Source organism: Pseudophaeobacter sp. (assembly GCF_039971195.1).
Classification (GTDB): domain Bacteria; phylum Pseudomonadota; class Alphaproteobacteria; order Rhodobacterales; family Rhodobacteraceae; genus Pseudophaeobacter.
Genome location: NZ_JBDWPJ010000232.1, coordinates 1 through 17,123 on the forward strand (window position 1 = coordinate 1; position 17,123 = coordinate 17,123).

The following is a 17,123-nucleotide window of genomic DNA, read 5'->3' on the forward strand; positions in this document are numbered from 1 at the left end:
AAATCAGCGGCCAGCGGGTGGAGCCTGGAGAAATTGAAAACCTGTTGTTGGCCAGTGGCATGGCCAGCGCGGCAGCGGTTTTTGCAGCCCCCATCGGCGAGACCCAGGTTTTGATTGCCTGCTACGTGGCCAAATCCACTACAGGACAGGCGGCAGGGGAGGCAGATCTGCGCCAGTATCTGCGCGACAACCTGCCTTCGGCCTGGGTGCCATCGCTTGTTCTGCGCTGTGAGGCCCTGCCGCTGAATGCCTCTGGCAAACTGGACCGGGCGGCGCTGACAGAACGGGCGATAGAGGCACTGCAACAGGCAGACCAGGTTTCTGATACGGTGCAGGGCGTCCTTGCACCTGCAGTACAGGAAGGCTGGCACCAGGTTCTGGGGCGGCCACCACAAGGCGGCGATCAGGACTTCTTTGCGGCGGGTGGCAGCTCGCTCTTGCTGATCAAATTCTTGGCCCATATCCGGGAAAAAACCGGATGCCACCTGCCGGTGGCAGAGGCTTTTGGCGCACCAACGCCGCTGGGCCTCAGTGCCCTTTTGGCGGGGATCCGGCCAGTTGATCTGCACGACGGGCTGATCTGCACCAAGTCTGCCGGAGAGATGCCGCCGCTGGTCTTTTTGCCAGGATTTGTCGCCACAGGTCCAAACCTCAGCGATCTTTTGCAGCAGCTGCCGCAGGAGCAGGGGAGCTATCTGTTGCAAAGACCTGTTGCACCAGCCTCAGTGGCCCGCCGCAGTTTTGCCGATCACGCGCGATACTATGCCAAGCTGTTGCAACACAGCGCCTTCACAGAGGGGCTGCATCTAACCGGGTTTTCTTATGGTGGCGCCGAGGCCTTTGAAACCGCGCGGCATCTCGCGGCGCTTGAGATGCCACCGCTGAGCCTGACGGTGATCGACAACGGACCGGTGTTTCGCAGATTGACGGGCTTTGATCCGGGTTGGGCGACCGAGTCCAGGCAGGCCGAAGTGCGGCGTCGGGCCCATGAATTGGTGCCTTTGCAAGGGGATATGGCGCTCATTCGCGGCGAGCGTCCGGGTCTGATTTCTTTTGCGATGCTGGCCTATGGCTGGGAGGATTTTGTTTCCGGCGAAGTTGCGGTGCATCTGGTGCCCGCGGACCATCGCTCCATATTACATGCGCAAGCTAAGATGACCGCAGCGGCGCTGCAGCCAGGTGCTCCCCCCCATGCCCTGGTCTCGCCTCTGCCAGGTGCCTCTGACAGACGCCGGGTATCTCGGTTTCTGGCCACAGGCGAGCATGAAAAAGCTTTTGATTTGATCTGCGCAGTCAGCCGCGCCTACCCGCATCACCCCTGGTCGGTTCTGATCGCGGATCGGCTGGCGCAGTCGATGCAGCGCGACATTTATGATCTGCTGCAAGACTGGATGAAATCCGCTCCGCAACGGCCGCCTGAGGCGGTGCCCGCCCTGGCCTGGTATGCGGCCCGAGCTGAGGTGCTGCGCCAGTTGCAGGCGCCGGAGGCAGCCCTGGCGGAGCTGGATATTGCTCGGCAAGCCACCAGAGACAGCGGTGCAGCGCGCGACCTCTCTTGTGGTGGCATGATCCGGGATCTTGAACTGCACTACGGCGATCTGTTGCAACAACTTGGCCGCGTGGAAGAGGCCATCGAGGTGTTGGAACGAGCAGGTCAGCGCTGTGGCTACAAGCCGGAGATCTGGCGACTGCTGGGAATATGCCTGGCCAAGGTCGAGAAGTTTCAATCGGCCTTGCCAATTTTGAAAGCGGTTGGGCAGACATACCCTCAGGATGCGGAATTGCAGACCTGGTTGCGCCGCACCCAAAAAGCGATTGGCACGGCTGCTTAAAAAAGGCGGCACAGGCCGCGGGTGCTAAGAGATCAGCGGTTGTCGATCAGCGGGTTGGGTTTGGCAAAACCTTCAAGATCCTGCTGATTGGCAATGGTGATCTGGCTGCCCTTTACGGTGACCCCATAGGGGCGCAGCGCCTTGAACGCCCGACTCAGGTTTTCGGAGGTCATGCCCAGAACCGAGGCCAGACGGCGCTTTTCTGCTTCAAGCATAAAGGTTTCGCCGCCGCCAGAGCGCGCCTGTTGGCGCAACAGGTAATTGGCCAGCCGTTCCAGCGAAGTACGCAGCTTCAGATCCTTAGTATTCTTGATGACTCCACGGTAGCACATAGCCAATTCATCAACGATGGCGCGGGCAAACTGGCCATCCTGATCAAACACATCCCGTACGTTCTGGCTGGGAATTAGCATGATGCGGCTTTTTTCCATTGTGCGGGCTGACATCAGGTAGGGGGCTTCGCGCACGGTGGCCGCCAGGATAAAGGTGGAGATCGGTCGCACTGTGGCCATGCTGGTTTCACGATCATTCCAGCTGGAAAACAGATCCACTGACCCGCTTAACAACACATGGAGAAAATCACTCGAGTCGCCCTCGGTGATCAGCTCAATCTGAGGCGGGAAGTTTTGCACATAGGCCGCTCGGATAAGGGATTGAAAATGCGCATCTTCCATCTCAGAAAAGAGGTGCAATTCCCGAATTTCTTTAGAATGTGAGTCGGGCATGCCTAGCGTCACCAGCTGAGTATGAGTTCGCATGTTGATCACCCATTCACTTGATAAATGTCAACAGTTGCCTTGCGAGAGTGGAGGTGAGTGTTTGATCTGTCGCCGGGATGGAAATGACATTAGTCTATAAGTCATTTATTTATATGCATTTTTTCAAATAACATGATCTGGATCAAACCTAGGTGGGCAATATGGGCGCAAGTCATCGTCAAAGCTCGCCTTGGCGGGCCTTCGTAAAATTCGGAGGGACACCGATGGAAATTCAAAACAAGGCAACCAGTCTCTGGGGAAACTTCTTCAATGTGAAGATGGTGCAGATCCGCACCTTCCATATGACTTGGTTTGCTTTCTTCTCCTGCTTCTTTGCCTGGTTCGGCATCGCGCCACTGATGATCATCGTGCGCGACGAGCTGCAATTGACCAAATCCCAGGTGGGCTGGTCGATCATCGCTTCGGTGGCGGTGACGGTCTTTGCCCGCTTCTTTATCGGCTGGCTCTGTGATCGCATCGGTCCCCGGCTGTCGTATACCTATCTGCTGATCTTTGGCGCCTTTCCGGTGGCGGGCATTGGCCTGGCGGACAGCTTTGAGACCTTCCTGTTCTTTCGCCTGTTGATCGGCATCATTGGCGCGGCCTTTGTCATCACCCAGTATCATACCACTGTTATGTTTGCCCCGAATGTGGTGGGCACCGCCAATGCGACCTCCGCCGGCTGGGGCAACCTTGGTGGCGGTGTCACCCAGTTTGCCATGCCGATGGTCTTCTCGGTCTTTGTGGTTGGCTTTGGCTTCTCTGAGGCCGTTGGCTGGCGCCTGTCGATGATGGTTGTGGGCTGCGTGATCTTTGTGGTCGGCATCGCTTACTACTTCCTGACCCAGGATGCGCCGGAAGGAAACTACAAGGAACTACGCGAGCAGGGTAAACTGCCACCGAAAAAATCGGTAACCGCTGACTACTTCAAGGCAATGGCGGACTACCGGGTCTGGATCCTGTTCCTGATCTATGGTGCCTGCTTTGGCATTGAGCTCACCGTAAACAACGTCGCGGCGCTCTACTTCTATGACTACTTCGACCTGAGCCTGGTGGCGGCAGGTGGTGTTGCGGCCTCCTTTGGGCTGATGAACATCTTTGCCCGCACCCTGGGCGGCATCTTTGGCGACAACTTCGGCGCGCTTTGGGGCCTCAAGGGCCGCAGCTTCTGGCTCTTCATCGTGCTTCTGGGCGAGGGCTGTGCTCTGATGGTGTTCAGCCAGATGCAGGTGCTGTTCCTGGCGCTGCCGATGCTGATCATCTTCTCGCTGTTCACCCAGATGGCCGAAGGCGCGACTTACTCAGTGGTTCCCTTCATCAACAAAAAAGCACTCGGCGCGGTTGCTGGTGTGGTTGGTGCAGGCGGCAACGCCGGTGCGGTGGCTGCGGGCTTCCTGTTCAAAGGCGCGATGGAATGGAACGATGTCTTCTTTGTCATCGGTGTCACTGTCGCCTGTGCCTCGGTTCTCGCCTTCTTTGTCCGCTTCTCTGAAGAGCAGGAAGAAGAAGAGAAAGCCAACTTTGAACATGCCTCGCTGGACGCCCTGCGTACTCGTGCTGAACGCGCCAACACTGCGCTGGCCCAATCGGTCGCCGTGGTCGAGGAGTGGAACGCCAAGCATCCCGAAGCACCAAAATCCTGAATTCGAAAAATGACGGGCCTCTCCCGGCCCGTCGCAACCTCATAGTGAGGAGGAAAAAACGTGGGACAAGACCTAAGAAACTATACCCCGGAGGACGAGAGCTATTGGGCCTCTACGGGTAAAGCAATCGCCACCCGCAACCTGTGGATCTCAATCCCGTCACTGCTCTGTGGCTTTGCCGTCTGGCTCTACTGGGGCATCATCACCGTACAGATGATCAACCTCGGCTTTGCCTTTGAAAAATCAGAGCTCTTTACCCTGGCGGCCATCGCCGGCCTGACTGGTGCGACGCTGCGCATCCCCTCGACCTTCTTTATTCGGATTGCCGGTGGTCGAAACACCATCTTCTTTACCACGGCGCTCTTGATGATCCCCGCCGTTGGGGCCGGCATTGCACTGCAAAACCCGGATACGCCGCTCTGGCAGTTCCAGGTGCTGGCCTTCCTGTCGGGTATTGGCGGCGGTAACTTCTCCTCCTCGATGTCCAATATCTCGTTCTTCTACCCCAAAAAGGTGCAGGGCTATGCGCTGGGCATGAACGCGGGTCTGGGCAACTTTGGTGTGACCACCATGCAGATCGTTATCCCGCTGGTAATGACCTTTGGTCTGTTCGGCGGCGAGCCAATGATCCTGGAGAATACCTCTGGGACCCTGATCGGTAAGATCCCAGCCGGGACAGAAACCTATATCCATAATGCTGGCTACGTCTGGTTGTTGCTCTTGGTGCCGCTGGCCTTTGCCGGCTGGTTTGGCATGAACAATATCCGTGACGAACATGTCAGCCCGGATATCCCAGGCCCTGTTGGCGCTTTCTCGACCATCACCTTCATGTTGCTGATCGGTTTTGTCACTGCGGGCTTTGGCCTGTGGCTGATGCTGCCTGCCAAGGTTGGCGGCTCGGGCTTTATGGTTTCCAAATGGCTGGTGCTGCCCATCGTAATCGCCTTGACAGTGATCCTGTTGAAAATGATCCCTGGTCAGGTTGGTCAAAACCTCACCCGCCAGTATCAGATCTTTGGCAACAAACACACCTGGGCGATGACCGTGATCTATACCATGACCTTTGGTAGCTTCATTGGGTACTCTGCTGCGCTGGCGCTGACCATCAAAGTGGTCTTTGGCTTCCAGCACCTGATGGTCGACGGGGTGATGACTCATGACACCGTCAACTCGAATGGTCCATCTGCCTTGATGTTTGCCTGGATGGGGCCCTTCATCGGGGCGCTGATCCGTCCAATTGGCGGTATGATTGCTGACAAACTGGGCGGCGCCCGGGTTACCCAGTGGATCTCGGTTGTCATGGTCGCCTCGGCCCTGGGTGTCGCCTATTTCATCCAAAAGGCCTATTCCTCGGCAACGCCTGAAGAGTATTTTGTACCCTTCCTCGGCCTCTTCCTGATCCTGTTTGCGGCCACCGGCATCGGCAATGGCTCCACCTTCCGGACCATCGCGGTGGCCTTCAACAAAGAGCAGGCTGGCCCGGTTCTGGGTTGGACCGCCGCTGTTGCCGCCTATGGCGCTTTCATCATCCCCAAAGTGTTCGGGGAACAGATGAGCGCCGGCACCCCAGAGTATGCGCTCTACGGGTTTGCTGTCTTCTACGGCGTCTGCATCGTGATCAACTGGTGGTTCTACCTGCGCCCCGGCGCCTACATCAAGAACCCCTAATACCTCAAGCTCGCACAGCTCCGGCCACGTGCTGGCCGGAGCCCGCCCGCCAATCCAAGGAGAGACCCCATGAGCCATCTGCTCGACCGGCTAAACTTCCTTCAGTCCAAAGAACTTGAAACGTTCTCCAACGGTCACGGCCAGGTCACCCGTGAAAACCGCGACTGGGAAGACACATATCGCAACCGCTGGCGCCACGACAAAATTGTGCGCTCCACCCATGGGGTGAACTGCACTGGGTCTTGTTCCTGGAAAATCTACGTGAAATCCGGGATCGTCACCTGGGAAACACAGCAGACCGACTATCCGCGCACCCGCCCGGATCTGCCCAACCACGAGCCCCGCGGCTGTGCCCGTGGCGCCAGCTACAGCTGGTATCTCTATTCTGCCAACCGGGTGAAGAACCCGCTGGTGCGTGGCCGCCTGATGAAGATCTGGCGCAAGATGCGCGCCACCATGAGCCCCATCGAGGCCTGGACCAAGCTGCAGAACGATCCCATCCTACGCGCCTCTTATGTAGAGACCCGTGGGAAGGGCGGTTTTGTCCGCGCCACCTGGGATGAGGCCACCGAGATCACCGCGGCGGCGAACTCCTACACCACCAAGACCTACGGCCCCGACCGGATCTTTGGCTTCTCGCCCATTCCGGCGATGTCGATGATCTCCTATGCGGCCGGCTCACGCTATCTGTCCCTGATGGGCGGCGTCTGCATGTCCTTCTATGATTGGTACTGCGATCTGCCCCCCGCCTCGCCGATGATCTGGGGTGAGCAGACCGATGTGCCGGAATCGGCTGATTGGTACAACTCCGGTTATCTGTTGCTCTGGGGCTCCAACGTGCCGCAGACCCGGACGCCGGACGCGCATTTCTACACCGAAGCCCGCTACCGTGGGACCAAATCCGCCGTCATCTGCCCCGACTATTCCGAGGCCGCCAAATTTGGCGATGTCTGGCTGAACGTCAAACAGGGCACCGATGCGGCGCTGGGCATGGCCTTTGGCCATGTGATCCTGCGCGAATTCCACCTCGACCGTCAGGCCGAGTATTTTGAAGAATACTGCCGGAAATACTCTGACTTCCCCATGCTGGTGAAGCTGGAAGAAAAAGACGGTCGCATCCTGCCGGGCCGCTTCCTGCGGGCCGATGATCTGGATGGTAAACTGGGTGAAGAGAATAACCCGGAATGGAAAACCATCGCCTGGGATGAGGCCACAGGTGGTCTGGTCGCCCCCAATGGGTCAATCGGCTATCGCTGGGGCGAAGACGGCGAATGGAACCTGCAGGAAAAGGCCAAGGATGCTGACACCAACCTGAAGATGTCGCTTGTTCTTGAAGAAGACCATGACGATGTTCTGGGCGTTGATTTCCCCTACTTTGGCGGCGAAGCCACCGAGGCCTTTGCCACCGACGCCGATCACCCCGATGTTTTGACCCGCAATATCCCGGTTAAGACCATCAAGACCGCCGAGGGCGAGATCCGCGTTGCCACGGTCTTTGACCTTTACTGCGCCAACTACGGTCTCGACCGCAATCTGGGCGGTGACTGGGTTGCCAAAGACTATGACGATGAGATGCCCGGCACCCCGGCCTGGGCTGAAAAGATCACCGGTGTCAGCCGCGACAAGATCATCCATGTTGCCCGTGAATTTGCTCAGAATGCCGAAAAGACCGAAGGCAAGTCGATGATCATCATCGGCGCGGCGATGAACCACTGGTATCACATGGATATGAACTATCGCGGTGTCATCAACATGCTGGTCATGTGTGGCTGCGTGGGACAATCCGGCGGAGGCTGGGCACACTATGTGGGCCAGGAAAAACTGCGGCCGCAAACCGGCTGGCAGCCCTTGGCCTTTGCCCTTGATTGGGGCCGTCCGCCGCGCCACATGAACTCCACCTCGGCCTGGTATGCCCACTCTGACCAGTGGCGCTACGAGACGCTTGAGGCCGATGAGATCCTGTCGCCAACAGCCCCTGAGGGCGATTGGGACATCAACCTCATCGACTATAACGTCCGGGCTGAACGCATGGGCTGGTTGCCATCAGCACCACAGTTGAAAACCAACCCGCTGGAAGTGGCGAAACAGGCCAAGGCAGCTGGCAAGGAAATCCCGGCCTATGTGGCCGAGCAGCTGAAATCGGGCGAGCTGGAGATGTCCTGCGAGGATCCAGATGCCCCGGAAAACTGGCCGCGTAACCTCTTTGTGTGGCGCTCCAACCTCTTGGGTTCCTCCGGTAAGGGCCATGAATACTTCCTCAAGCACCTCCTGGGAACCGATCACGGTGTCATGGGCAAGGATCTTGGTGAAGAAGGGCGGCAACTGCCAAAAGAGGCCAAATGGCACGAGGAAGGCCCGCAGGGCAAACTCGATCTGCTGGTCACCATCGACTTCCGCATGAGCACCACCGCGGTCTATTCCGATATCGTGCTGCCAACGGCCTCGTGGTATGAGAAGAACGACCTCAACACCTCGGATATGCACCCGTTCATCCACCCGCTGCAGGCGGCTGTGGATCCGGCCTACGAGAGCAAATCCGACTGGGAGATCTTCAAATCCATCGCCAAGAAGGTGCAGGAAGTTGCCCCCGAGATCCTCGGCAAGGAAACCGACATCGTGGCGTTGCCTCTGCTGCACGACACCCCGGCTGAACTGGCGCAGGATCAGGTCAAGGACTGGAAGAAGGGCGAATGCGACCTGATCCCGGGCAAGACCGCGCCGAACTATATTCCGGTCGAGCGTGACTACACCGCGATCTATGATCGCTTTGTGGCGCTTGGTCCGCTTTTGGACAAACTGGGCAATGGCGGCAAAGGCATCAACTGGAACACCGAGCACGAAGTGCAGCATCTGCGCGAGCTGAACGGTGAATGGGAGGAAGGCCCGGCCAAGGGCTGTGCCAAGATCGTCACCGATATCGACGCCACCGAGGTCGTGCTGATGCTGGCACCGGAAACCAATGGCGAAGTGGCGGTGAAAGCCTGGGATGCGCTCTCGACCTTTACTGGTCTTGATCACACCCATCTGGCCCTGCCCAAGGAAGACGAGAAGATCCGCTTCCGCGATATCGCCGCCCAGCCACGCAAGATCATCTCCTCTCCGACTTGGTCTGGTCTGGAAAGCGAGAAGGTCTGCTATAACGCCGGCTATACCAACGTGCATGAGCTGATCCCATGGCGCACCTTGACTGGTCGTCAGCAGCTTTATCAGGATCACCTCTGGATGCGCGCCTTTGGCGAAGGCTTCATGTCCTACCGGCCTCCGGTGGATCTGAAAACCATCACCAAGGATGTGCAGGACGATGGCGACAACCTGGTGTTGAACTTCATCACGCCGCACCAGAAATGGGGCATCCACTCGACCTATTCCGACAACTTGCTGATGCTGACGCTGAACCGCGGTGGCCCGGTGGTCTGGCTGTCTGAAAACGACGCCAAAAAAGCCGATATCAAGGACAACGACTGGATCGAGCTCTACAACACCAACGGCGCTTTGACCGCGCGGGCGGTGGTGTCGCAGCGGATGAAGGATGGCACCACCTTCATGTATCACGCCCAGGAGAAGATCGTGAACACGCCCGGCTCTGAAAAGACCGGTCACCGGGGCGGGATCCACAACTCTGTGACCCGGACTGTTCTGAAACCCACCCATATGATCGGTGGTTATGCGCAGCAGTCTTACGGCTTCAACTACTACGGCACAGTTGGCGCCAACCGCGATGAATTTGTCGTGGTGCGCAAGATGAAAAAGGTCGACTGGCTCGACCGGGAAGCCACCCAGAAGGAGGCAGCAGAATGAGAGTACGTGCTCAAATCGGCATGGTGCTGAACCTCGATAAATGCATCGGGTGCCACACCTGTTCCGTCACCTGTAAGAACGTCTGGACCAGCCGCGACGGTGTCGAATACGCCTGGTTCAACAATGTCGAAACCAAACCCGGCACCGGTTATCCTACGGACTGGGAAAACCAGGACCGTTGGAATGGCGGCTGGGAGCGCACCCGTGGCGGTAAGCTCCAGCCCAAACAAGGCAGCAAATGGCGGATCCTGGCCAATATCTTTGGCAACCCGGATCTGCCCGAAATCGACGACTACTACGAGCCGTTTGATTTTGACTACGACCACCTGAAATCGGCCCCCGAACTGGAGGCCTTCCCCACCGCGCGTCCCCGCTCGAAGGTGACCGGCGAGCGCATGGAGAAGATCAACAAGGGGCCGAACTGGGAAGAGATCCTGGGCGGTGAGTTCGCAAAGAGGTCGCAAGACTACAACTTTGAGGGCATCCAAAAGGAGATCTACGGGGAATATGAGAATACATTCATGATGTATCTCCCCCGGCTCTGTGAGCACTGTCTGAACCCGGCCTGTGCAGCGTCCTGCCCATCCGGTGCGATCTACAAACGCGAAGAAGACGGCATTGTCCTGATTGATCAGGAAAAATGCCGCGGCTGGCGGATGTGCGTCTCGGGCTGTCCTTACAAAAAGATCTACTACAACTGGCAGAGCGGCAAATCCGAGAAATGCACCCTGTGCTACCCCCGGATCGAAAGCGGCAACCCAACGGTCTGTTCCGAGACCTGCGTTGGTCGGATCCGCTATCTGGGCGTGATGCTCTATGATGCGGATAAGATCGAAGAGGCAGCAAATGCGCCCGCCACAACCGATCTTTATGATGCGCAGCTGGATGTCTTCCTCGATCCCAACGATCCGCAGGTGATTGAAACCGCCCGCGCCGATGGTATCCCCGAGGACTGGATCAAATCGGCACAGGAAAGCCCGATCTGGAAAATGGCGATGGAGTGGAAGGTGGCCTTCCCGCTGCACCCCGAATATCGCACTCTGCCGATGGTCTGGTACATCCCGCCACTGTCGCCGATCCAGAACGCTGCCGAGGCAGGCGCCATTGGTATGGATGGCGCCATGCCGGATGTGCGCAACCTGCGGATCCCGCTGCGTTACCTCGCCAATATGCTCACCGCAGGCGACGAAGAACCAGTAGCGCTTGCACTGGAGCGGATGCTGGCCATGCGCTCCTACATGCGGGCCAAAACCATCGACGGTGTGCGCGATGAGGCAGTGGCCAAGAAGGTCGGTCTCGACTCCGCCATGATTGAGGACATGTATAAAATCATGGCCCTGGCGGATTACGAGGATCGCTTTGTCATCCCAACCACCCACCGGGAACAGGTCGAAGAAGCCTATGATCTGCGCGGCGGTTGCGGCTTTACCGATACCAATGGCTGCTCGCCCGGTATCAGCAAGGGATCGCTGTTTGGCGGCTCCAAGAAGCCTTTGAAAATGCCTGAGGAGCTACGCTGATGGACCGTTCACTAAAAGCGATCTCATTGCTCTTGAGCTACCCCACGCGGGAGCTGCAGGGCGCCATGTCGGAAATCGGAGGCGTGCTCGCCTCTGATACCCGCCTCACCGCAGCCGCGCGGCGCGACCTGCGCCCCTTGGTGGAGGCGCTGCGCGACGAGGACATCTACGATCTCGAAGAGAAATACGTCATGCTCTTTGATCGCTCGCGCACCCTCAGCCTCAACCTGTTTGAGCACGTGCACGGCGAAAGCCGCGATCGTGGCGGCGCCATGGTGTCCTTGATCGAAACCTACCGCGATGGTGGTTTTGAGCCCAACACCACGGAACTGCCGGATCACCTGCCTGTTTTGCTGGAATTCCTGTCGACGCGTCCCTTTGCGGAAGTACAGGACACTTTGGCGGACGCAGCCCATATCTTTAGCGCCTTGAGCGAACGGCTTGCCCGTCGCGAGAGCACTTATGGTGCTGTGTTCGCCGCTCTTTTACAGCTGGCAGGCACCGAGGCCGATAAGGCCGCCGTCGCTGAGCTGCTGGAGCAGCCGGAAGTGGACCCCAATGATCTGGAAGCCCTGGATGAGGTCTGGGAGGAGAGCGAAGTGCTCTTTGGTCCCGATCCCAATGCGGGCTGTCCCCAAGTGCGCGATATGCTGTCGCGCATGGATGAACCCCAAAATCCTGCGCCCGGTCAAAAAACCGGCGTTGCGGCTGAATAACGGAGGCTCTCATGCATAATTTCCTATTCGGTATCTATCCCTATATCGCCCTCACGGTGGCGATGCTCGGGTCGATCGCGCGCTACGAGCGGGATCCTTTCACCTGGAAGACCTCCTCGAGCCAGATGCTGCGGCGCAAGCAGCTGATTATGGGCTCGGTGCTGTTTCACATCGGTGTGCTGGTGATCTTCTTTGGCCATCTCATTGGCCTGCTGACTCCAATTGGCATCTTTGATGCGCTTGGCATCAGCCATGGGTTCAAACAGGTTGGCGCGGTTGTCGTCGGCGGTATCGCTGGCGTCATGGCCCTGATTGGTGGCGGCATGCTGTTTCACCGTCGCTGGACGGATCCACGCATCCGCAAGACCTCCAGCACTGCCGATATTGCCATTCTGGCGATGCTCTTGGCGCAGCTGGTGCTGGGGCTGTTGACCATCTTTGCCTCATTGGGGCATCTGGACGGCCACGAAATGACCAAGTTCATGGCCTGGGCGCAGGGGATTGTCACCTTCGACGGGGCGGCGGCCTCCTACATTTCGGATGTGGCCTTCATCTTCAAACTGCACCTGTTCCTCGGGCTGACCATCTTCCTGGTCTTCCCCTTCACCCGGTTGGTGCACATGCTCTCGGTGCCGGTGCGCTATGTCTTCCGCCCTGGTTATCAGGTGGTGCGCTCGCGTCGCAGTGAAAGCCTCCCAACCCGCGCAGGTCCGGTTGCCCCCAACCGTTCCGCTAGCAAATAAGCCGGAGTAGATAAGATGAAAGCTGGCCTTTTCCCCGATCTCATCGTCAATGGCGAAGCTGTGCCTCATGCCGTAATCGCGGCCGAGACACAGAACCACGAAGCCCCCACCGGTAAGCCGGGTATCGCCTGGCGCAAGGCCGCCAATGCGGTGGCGGTGCGCACCCTCCTGCTGCAGGAGGCGCGCCGTCAGGAGCTGACAACTGAACCGGCAGAAGTCGGGCCGGGCCAGTTTGAAACAGATGAGGAGGCCCTGATCCGGGGCCTTCTCGAAGCCTCGGTCGAGGCTGAGACCCCGACGGAAGAAGAGGTCCATACAGAATGGGCGCGCGATCCCTCCCGGTTCCGCTCGCCGCCGCTTTGGGAGGTCTCGCATATCCTTTGTGCCTGTGACCCCCGCGACAAGGAAGCCAAGGAAAAGGCGCTGAAAAAGGCCAATGTGCTGAATGACCGCCTCAAGACCAACCCAAAGGATTTTGTCGCCCTGGCCAAAACAGACAGCGATTGCGGCTCAAAAACTTCCGGCGGCGCCCTGGGCCAGCTTGGGCCGGGCGACACGGTGCCGGAGTTTGAAAAATTCCTGCATCACCTGGCTGAATGTGAGATCACACCGGTGCCGATCTTGTCGCGTCATGGCTATCACATCGTGAGGATGGATGCGGTGGCTGAGGGGCAGGAACTGCCTTTTGAAGCCACCAAACGCGCCATCACCATTGCCATGGAAAAGGCCGCCTGGGCGCGTGCAGCGCAGGAGTTTGTGCAAAAACTGGCTGCCACAGCCGAGATTTCAGGCGCTGATCTGAAGCCGGTTGTCTGACCGCTGGCCAGCACATCCAACGCATAGAAACCCTACCGCCGGGGCAGGGGGCACTTTGGCCCGGTGATACCAGTTCAAGGAAAAAGACCATGCAGATTGCCTATACTATGGCCCAGGGGCGCGGCGATACCGATCAGATCCTTCACCAGCTGAGCCAGCGCCTGCTGGCCTCTGGTCTGTCTCCCTGCGGCATCGTGCAGGTCAATTCCGAACGCACAGACAGCTGCCGCTGCGATATGGACGTGCAGGTTCTGCCCGAAGGTCCAGTGATCCGCATCTCGCAGACCCTGGGCGAAGAAGCCCGTGGCTGTCGCTTGGATCCGGCGGCGCTGGAGCAATCTGTGGCGCTGGCGGAAGCGGCATTGCAGGATGGCGCTGATCTGCTGATCATCAACAAGTTTGGCAAACACGAGGCAGAGGGGCGCGGTTTTCGCAACGTGATTGGCGAGGCCCTGGCCAAGGAAATCCCGGTCTTGGTGGGGCTGAACCAACTGAACCGGGCAGCCTTTTTTGACTTCATTGGCGATTTGGGTGTCGAGCTGCCACCGCAACTGGCGCCGCTGGAGGAATGGGTCATGGCCCAGATCCCAAAAGCGCAGGTTTCGCAGGGCCCCGCCGCAACCGAAGGCACCTCTGCCGGAGTGATGTCACAGGCCCTTACCGCCGCCTAGCGGCATCCCCGAGATACTGTGGCAGCACAGGAAAAGCCAAAGGGTCAGGGGCTCTTTGGCCCTTGCTTTGGAGGGGGCAGACCCATCAGGGCTGATCTGGCAGGACCGATCTGGCGGGGTCTTTGAGCCAATTCTTGCCACTTGCTCCTCTTCAAATCAGCGATGCAGCACCCTTTGCTGCTGAATTTACTTCACGACACTAATAAGGCATGTGATAGGGGGCTCAGGCGTTCTGGAACAGGGATCTGCTTGCCGGGTGTTAAGGCTTTGTGAACACCTTTGCGGCAGATGTGATCTGGAACCAAAGGTCTCAGTGGTAAGCGTTCGCCCCTTTGGTAAACGGGGTGTGTAGGGGTAAAGTGGTGTTTGTTTCGTGAGAAGTCCTTCGACAATACCCATGGACGGGCTGTACAAGCGCGCCTACCTGCCTGTTTTGATTGCGTTCTTCATGGTACTGGCCGCCGGGTATTATTCAGAACAACAAAACAACACCATCCATGACCAGGCATTGCGAGCCGATGTGCGCCGCGAGGCGAGCCTGATTCAGACAAGTCTGGAAGGGTCGCTGAATGCTGATATTCAACTGGTTCGTGGCCTTGTTGCGGTGCTGTCAACAGAACCGGACATGTCCCAGGAGAGATTTAGTCAACTTGGAGAGATGGTGATCGGCACCAATACCGGCATCAGCCATGTTGCGGCTGCTCCCGATCTGGTGATTTCGATGCTCTACCCGCTGGAGGGCAACGAGGCGGCTCTGGGGTTGGACTACAACCGGAATGACGCGCAGCGGGATGCAGCTTTTAAGGTCCGCGATGGCGGCGAAATGGTTTTGGCCGGACCGGTGCAGCTGGTGCAGGGCGGCGAGGCCTTTATTGGCCGCTTCCCAGTCTTCACCGGCTCGGGACCGGATCGCCGGTTCTGGGGCATCCTCTCCTCGGTGATGAAAGTCGCGCCGCTTTATGCGGCTCATGGGTTTAACTCACCCGATCTCGGCATCGAAGTGGCCATGCAGGGGCGCGATGGCATGGGGGCCGCGGGGGCTCAGTTTTATGGAGACCCGGCGATATTCTCGGACAATCCGGTTGTTTTGGATATTCCACTACCGGTTGGCTCTTGGCAGATTGCCGCCCGCCCCAAGGGCGGCTGGTCGGCGCGCCAGGCCAATCCCTGGCCCTGGCGTTTGGTGGTGTTCATTGCCGGGGCACTGATCATTGGCCCGATCTATACCGCTGGTCGATTGTCTGCCGGGCGGCGCAGGGTTATCCTCACCCTGAAGCGCCGCGAGCGCCAGTTGGAAACCCTGTCGCGGCGGCTTGAGATTGCCCTGGAGATTGCAAAGATCGGGATTTGGGAATCCAATACCCGAACCGGCGAAGAGATCTGGGACCCCAGCCTGCGTGAAATGTATGAACTGGACCCGGATGAACCGATCACCTTCGGCATCTGGGAGTCCTTCCTGCATCCTGACGATCGTGAGCAGGCCATTCGGGAGCACAAGGAATCCGCCCATGCCGGCGGCAGTTATGCGGCAGAGTTCCGTATTGTTCTGGCCAGCGGCGAGGTAAAGCACATCCGGGCTATGGGTACGGCCTATGCCGATAGTGAAGGCTGGCTGCGGATGATTGGGGTGAACCTGGACGTCACCCCGGACGTGGACCTGCGCGAGATGCTGATCGAGGCCAACGCGGCGCTCTTGCAGCGCAACAACCAGCTGACCGACGCCAAGGTTGCCGCCGAAAGCGCCGATCGCGCCAAATCCGAATTCCTCGCCAATATGTCCCACGAAATCCGCACGCCAATGAACGGCATTCTCGGCATGGCGGATCTGATGGCCGAACGGGATCTCGGCGCGGAAGAGCGCGATTACCTTGATACCATCCGGGAATCTTCGAATGCGCTGTTGAAGATCATCAATGATATTCTGGACCTGTCCCGGCTTGAGGCTGGGAAACTGGCCATTAGCCCGGTCGACTTTGACCTGCAAAACTGCATTGCCGGGGCGGTCAATCTGCTGCGGCCAAAGGCGCGGGAAAAGGATCTGTGGCTGACAGTGAGTTTTGCCGATGAACTGCCTGCGCGGATGCATGGGGACGATGGCAGGCTGCGGCAGATCCTGGTGAACCTGATTGGCAATGCGGTGAAATTCACCTCCAAGGGTGGCGTGGACCTCAAGGTCAGCAGCGTTGGCGATGATCCTTACCGTCTGCTCATCGAGGTCGAAGACACTGGCATTGGTATCACCGATGGCCAGGCCGATTTGATCTTTGACCGCTTTGCCCAGGCGGATGCGGCCACCACCCGCGCCTTTGGTGGCACCGGGCTGGGGCTGACCATTTCAAGCATTCTGGCCAAACGCATGGGCGGCGGCATTGATCTGTGTCGGCAAAAGGACAAGGGCTCTTGCTTCCGTCTGGAGGTCCAGCTGAGCCAGGCTGTGAACCCGGAGAAGGTCCTTTCGGTTGATCGTTTGCTGGAGACTGAAAACCTGGCGGGATGCGAGATCCTGCTGGCCGAAGACAATAAGACCAACCGCCTGTTGGTGCGCAAATACCTGGATGGTTTGGGCCTTCACCTGCGCGAAGCCCACAACGGTCGCGAGGCGGTGACGCTGTGCCAGCAGACACCGCCGGATATCATTCTGATGGATATGTCGATGCCCGAACTCGACGGGCTTGCCGCCACCCGCGAAATCCGCGCGCTGGACACCGAACAGCCGGTGATAATCGCCCTGACGGCCAATGCCTTTGATTCTGACCGCGAGGCCTGTCTGGCGGCAGGCATGGATTATTTCCTGCAAAAACCGATCAGCAAATCCGTGCTGCTGCAGACCTTGACCATGCTGCAGGCTGGCCGGGAAGAGCAGCAGGGCCTTTCCGGCTGATCTTTCGGGCGGCGGATATCCCCGCTACTGTGCCAACCAGTGACCAAGCTGTTGTTTTGCCTTGGCGCAGGCCTGCT

11 protein-coding genes are annotated in these 17,123 nt (G+C 58.5%); 10 read left to right on the forward strand and 1 reads right to left on the reverse strand.

Annotation, left to right across the window (positions count from 1 at the left end; genetic code table 11):
• Window positions 1-1,832: phosphopantetheine-binding protein (locus tag ABJP42_RS20160; RefSeq protein ID WP_348343661.1), on the forward strand; the 1,832-nt coding region annotated here is incomplete at its 5' end.
• A gap of 32 nt (window positions 1,833-1,864) precedes the next feature.
• Here ABJP42_RS20160 and ABJP42_RS20165 read toward each other — a convergent pair.
• A complete protein-coding gene (locus ABJP42_RS20165) occupies window positions 1,865-2,590 on the reverse strand; it encodes a helix-turn-helix domain-containing protein (RefSeq protein WP_348343663.1) in 726 nt (241 codons plus the stop codon).
• A gap of 224 nt (window positions 2,591-2,814) precedes the next feature.
• On the opposite strand from ABJP42_RS20165, the gene ABJP42_RS20170 reads away from it, so the two are divergent.
• The 9 genes from ABJP42_RS20170 to ABJP42_RS20210 all read left to right on the forward strand — a co-directional run bounded on the left by ABJP42_RS20170 (window position 2,815) and on the right by ABJP42_RS20210 (window position 17,046).
• Complete coding sequence (locus ABJP42_RS20170; RefSeq protein WP_348343666.1) at window positions 2,815-4,233, forward strand: MFS transporter; 1,419 nt, start codon at window positions 2,815-2,817, stop codon at window positions 4,231-4,233.
• 60 nt (window positions 4,234-4,293) lie between these two features.
• Window positions 4,294-5,901 carry an MFS transporter gene (locus ABJP42_RS20175; protein WP_348343668.1) on the forward strand — a complete coding sequence of 536 codons (1,608 nt, stop codon included), beginning with the start codon at window positions 4,294-4,296 and terminating at the stop codon, window positions 5,899-5,901.
• 69 nt (window positions 5,902-5,970) lie between these two features.
• Window positions 5,971-9,699, forward strand: a complete 3,729-nt coding sequence (locus ABJP42_RS20180; RefSeq protein WP_348343670.1) for a nitrate reductase subunit alpha — start codon at window positions 5,971-5,973, stop codon at window positions 9,697-9,699.
• Window positions 9,696-11,219 (forward strand): nitrate reductase subunit beta, encoded by a 1,524-nt coding sequence (gene narH, locus ABJP42_RS20185; RefSeq protein WP_348343672.1) that lies wholly within the window; start codon window positions 9,696-9,698, stop codon window positions 11,217-11,219. Before ABJP42_RS20180 ends, narH begins: the two co-directional genes overlap by 4 nt.
• Window positions 11,219-11,935, forward strand: coding sequence for a nitrate reductase molybdenum cofactor assembly chaperone (narJ, locus tag ABJP42_RS20190; RefSeq protein ID WP_348343673.1), 717 nt, complete (start codon window positions 11,219-11,221; stop codon window positions 11,933-11,935). The genes narH and narJ overlap by 1 nt, the downstream gene beginning before the upstream one ends.
• Before the next feature lie 11 nt (window positions 11,936-11,946).
• The gene (gene narI / locus ABJP42_RS20195; protein ID WP_348343675.1) at window positions 11,947-12,678 is read left to right on the forward strand and encodes a respiratory nitrate reductase subunit gamma; all 732 of its coding nucleotides are present in this window, start codon (window positions 11,947-11,949) and stop codon (window positions 12,676-12,678) included.
• A gap of 15 nt (window positions 12,679-12,693) precedes the next feature.
• The gene (locus ABJP42_RS20200) at window positions 12,694-13,494 is read left to right on the forward strand and encodes a peptidylprolyl isomerase (protein WP_348343677.1); all 801 of its coding nucleotides are present in this window, start codon (window positions 12,694-12,696) and stop codon (window positions 13,492-13,494) included.
• A gap of 89 nt (window positions 13,495-13,583) precedes the next feature.
• Complete coding sequence (locus ABJP42_RS20205; protein ID WP_348343679.1) at window positions 13,584-14,165, forward strand: DUF2478 domain-containing protein; 582 nt, start codon at window positions 13,584-13,586, stop codon at window positions 14,163-14,165.
• A 397-nt stretch (window positions 14,166-14,562) separates the two neighbouring features.
• Complete coding sequence (locus tag ABJP42_RS20210; protein WP_348343681.1) at window positions 14,563-17,046, forward strand: response regulator; 2,484 nt, start codon at window positions 14,563-14,565, stop codon at window positions 17,044-17,046.
• Window positions 17,047-17,123 lie beyond the last annotated feature (77 nt).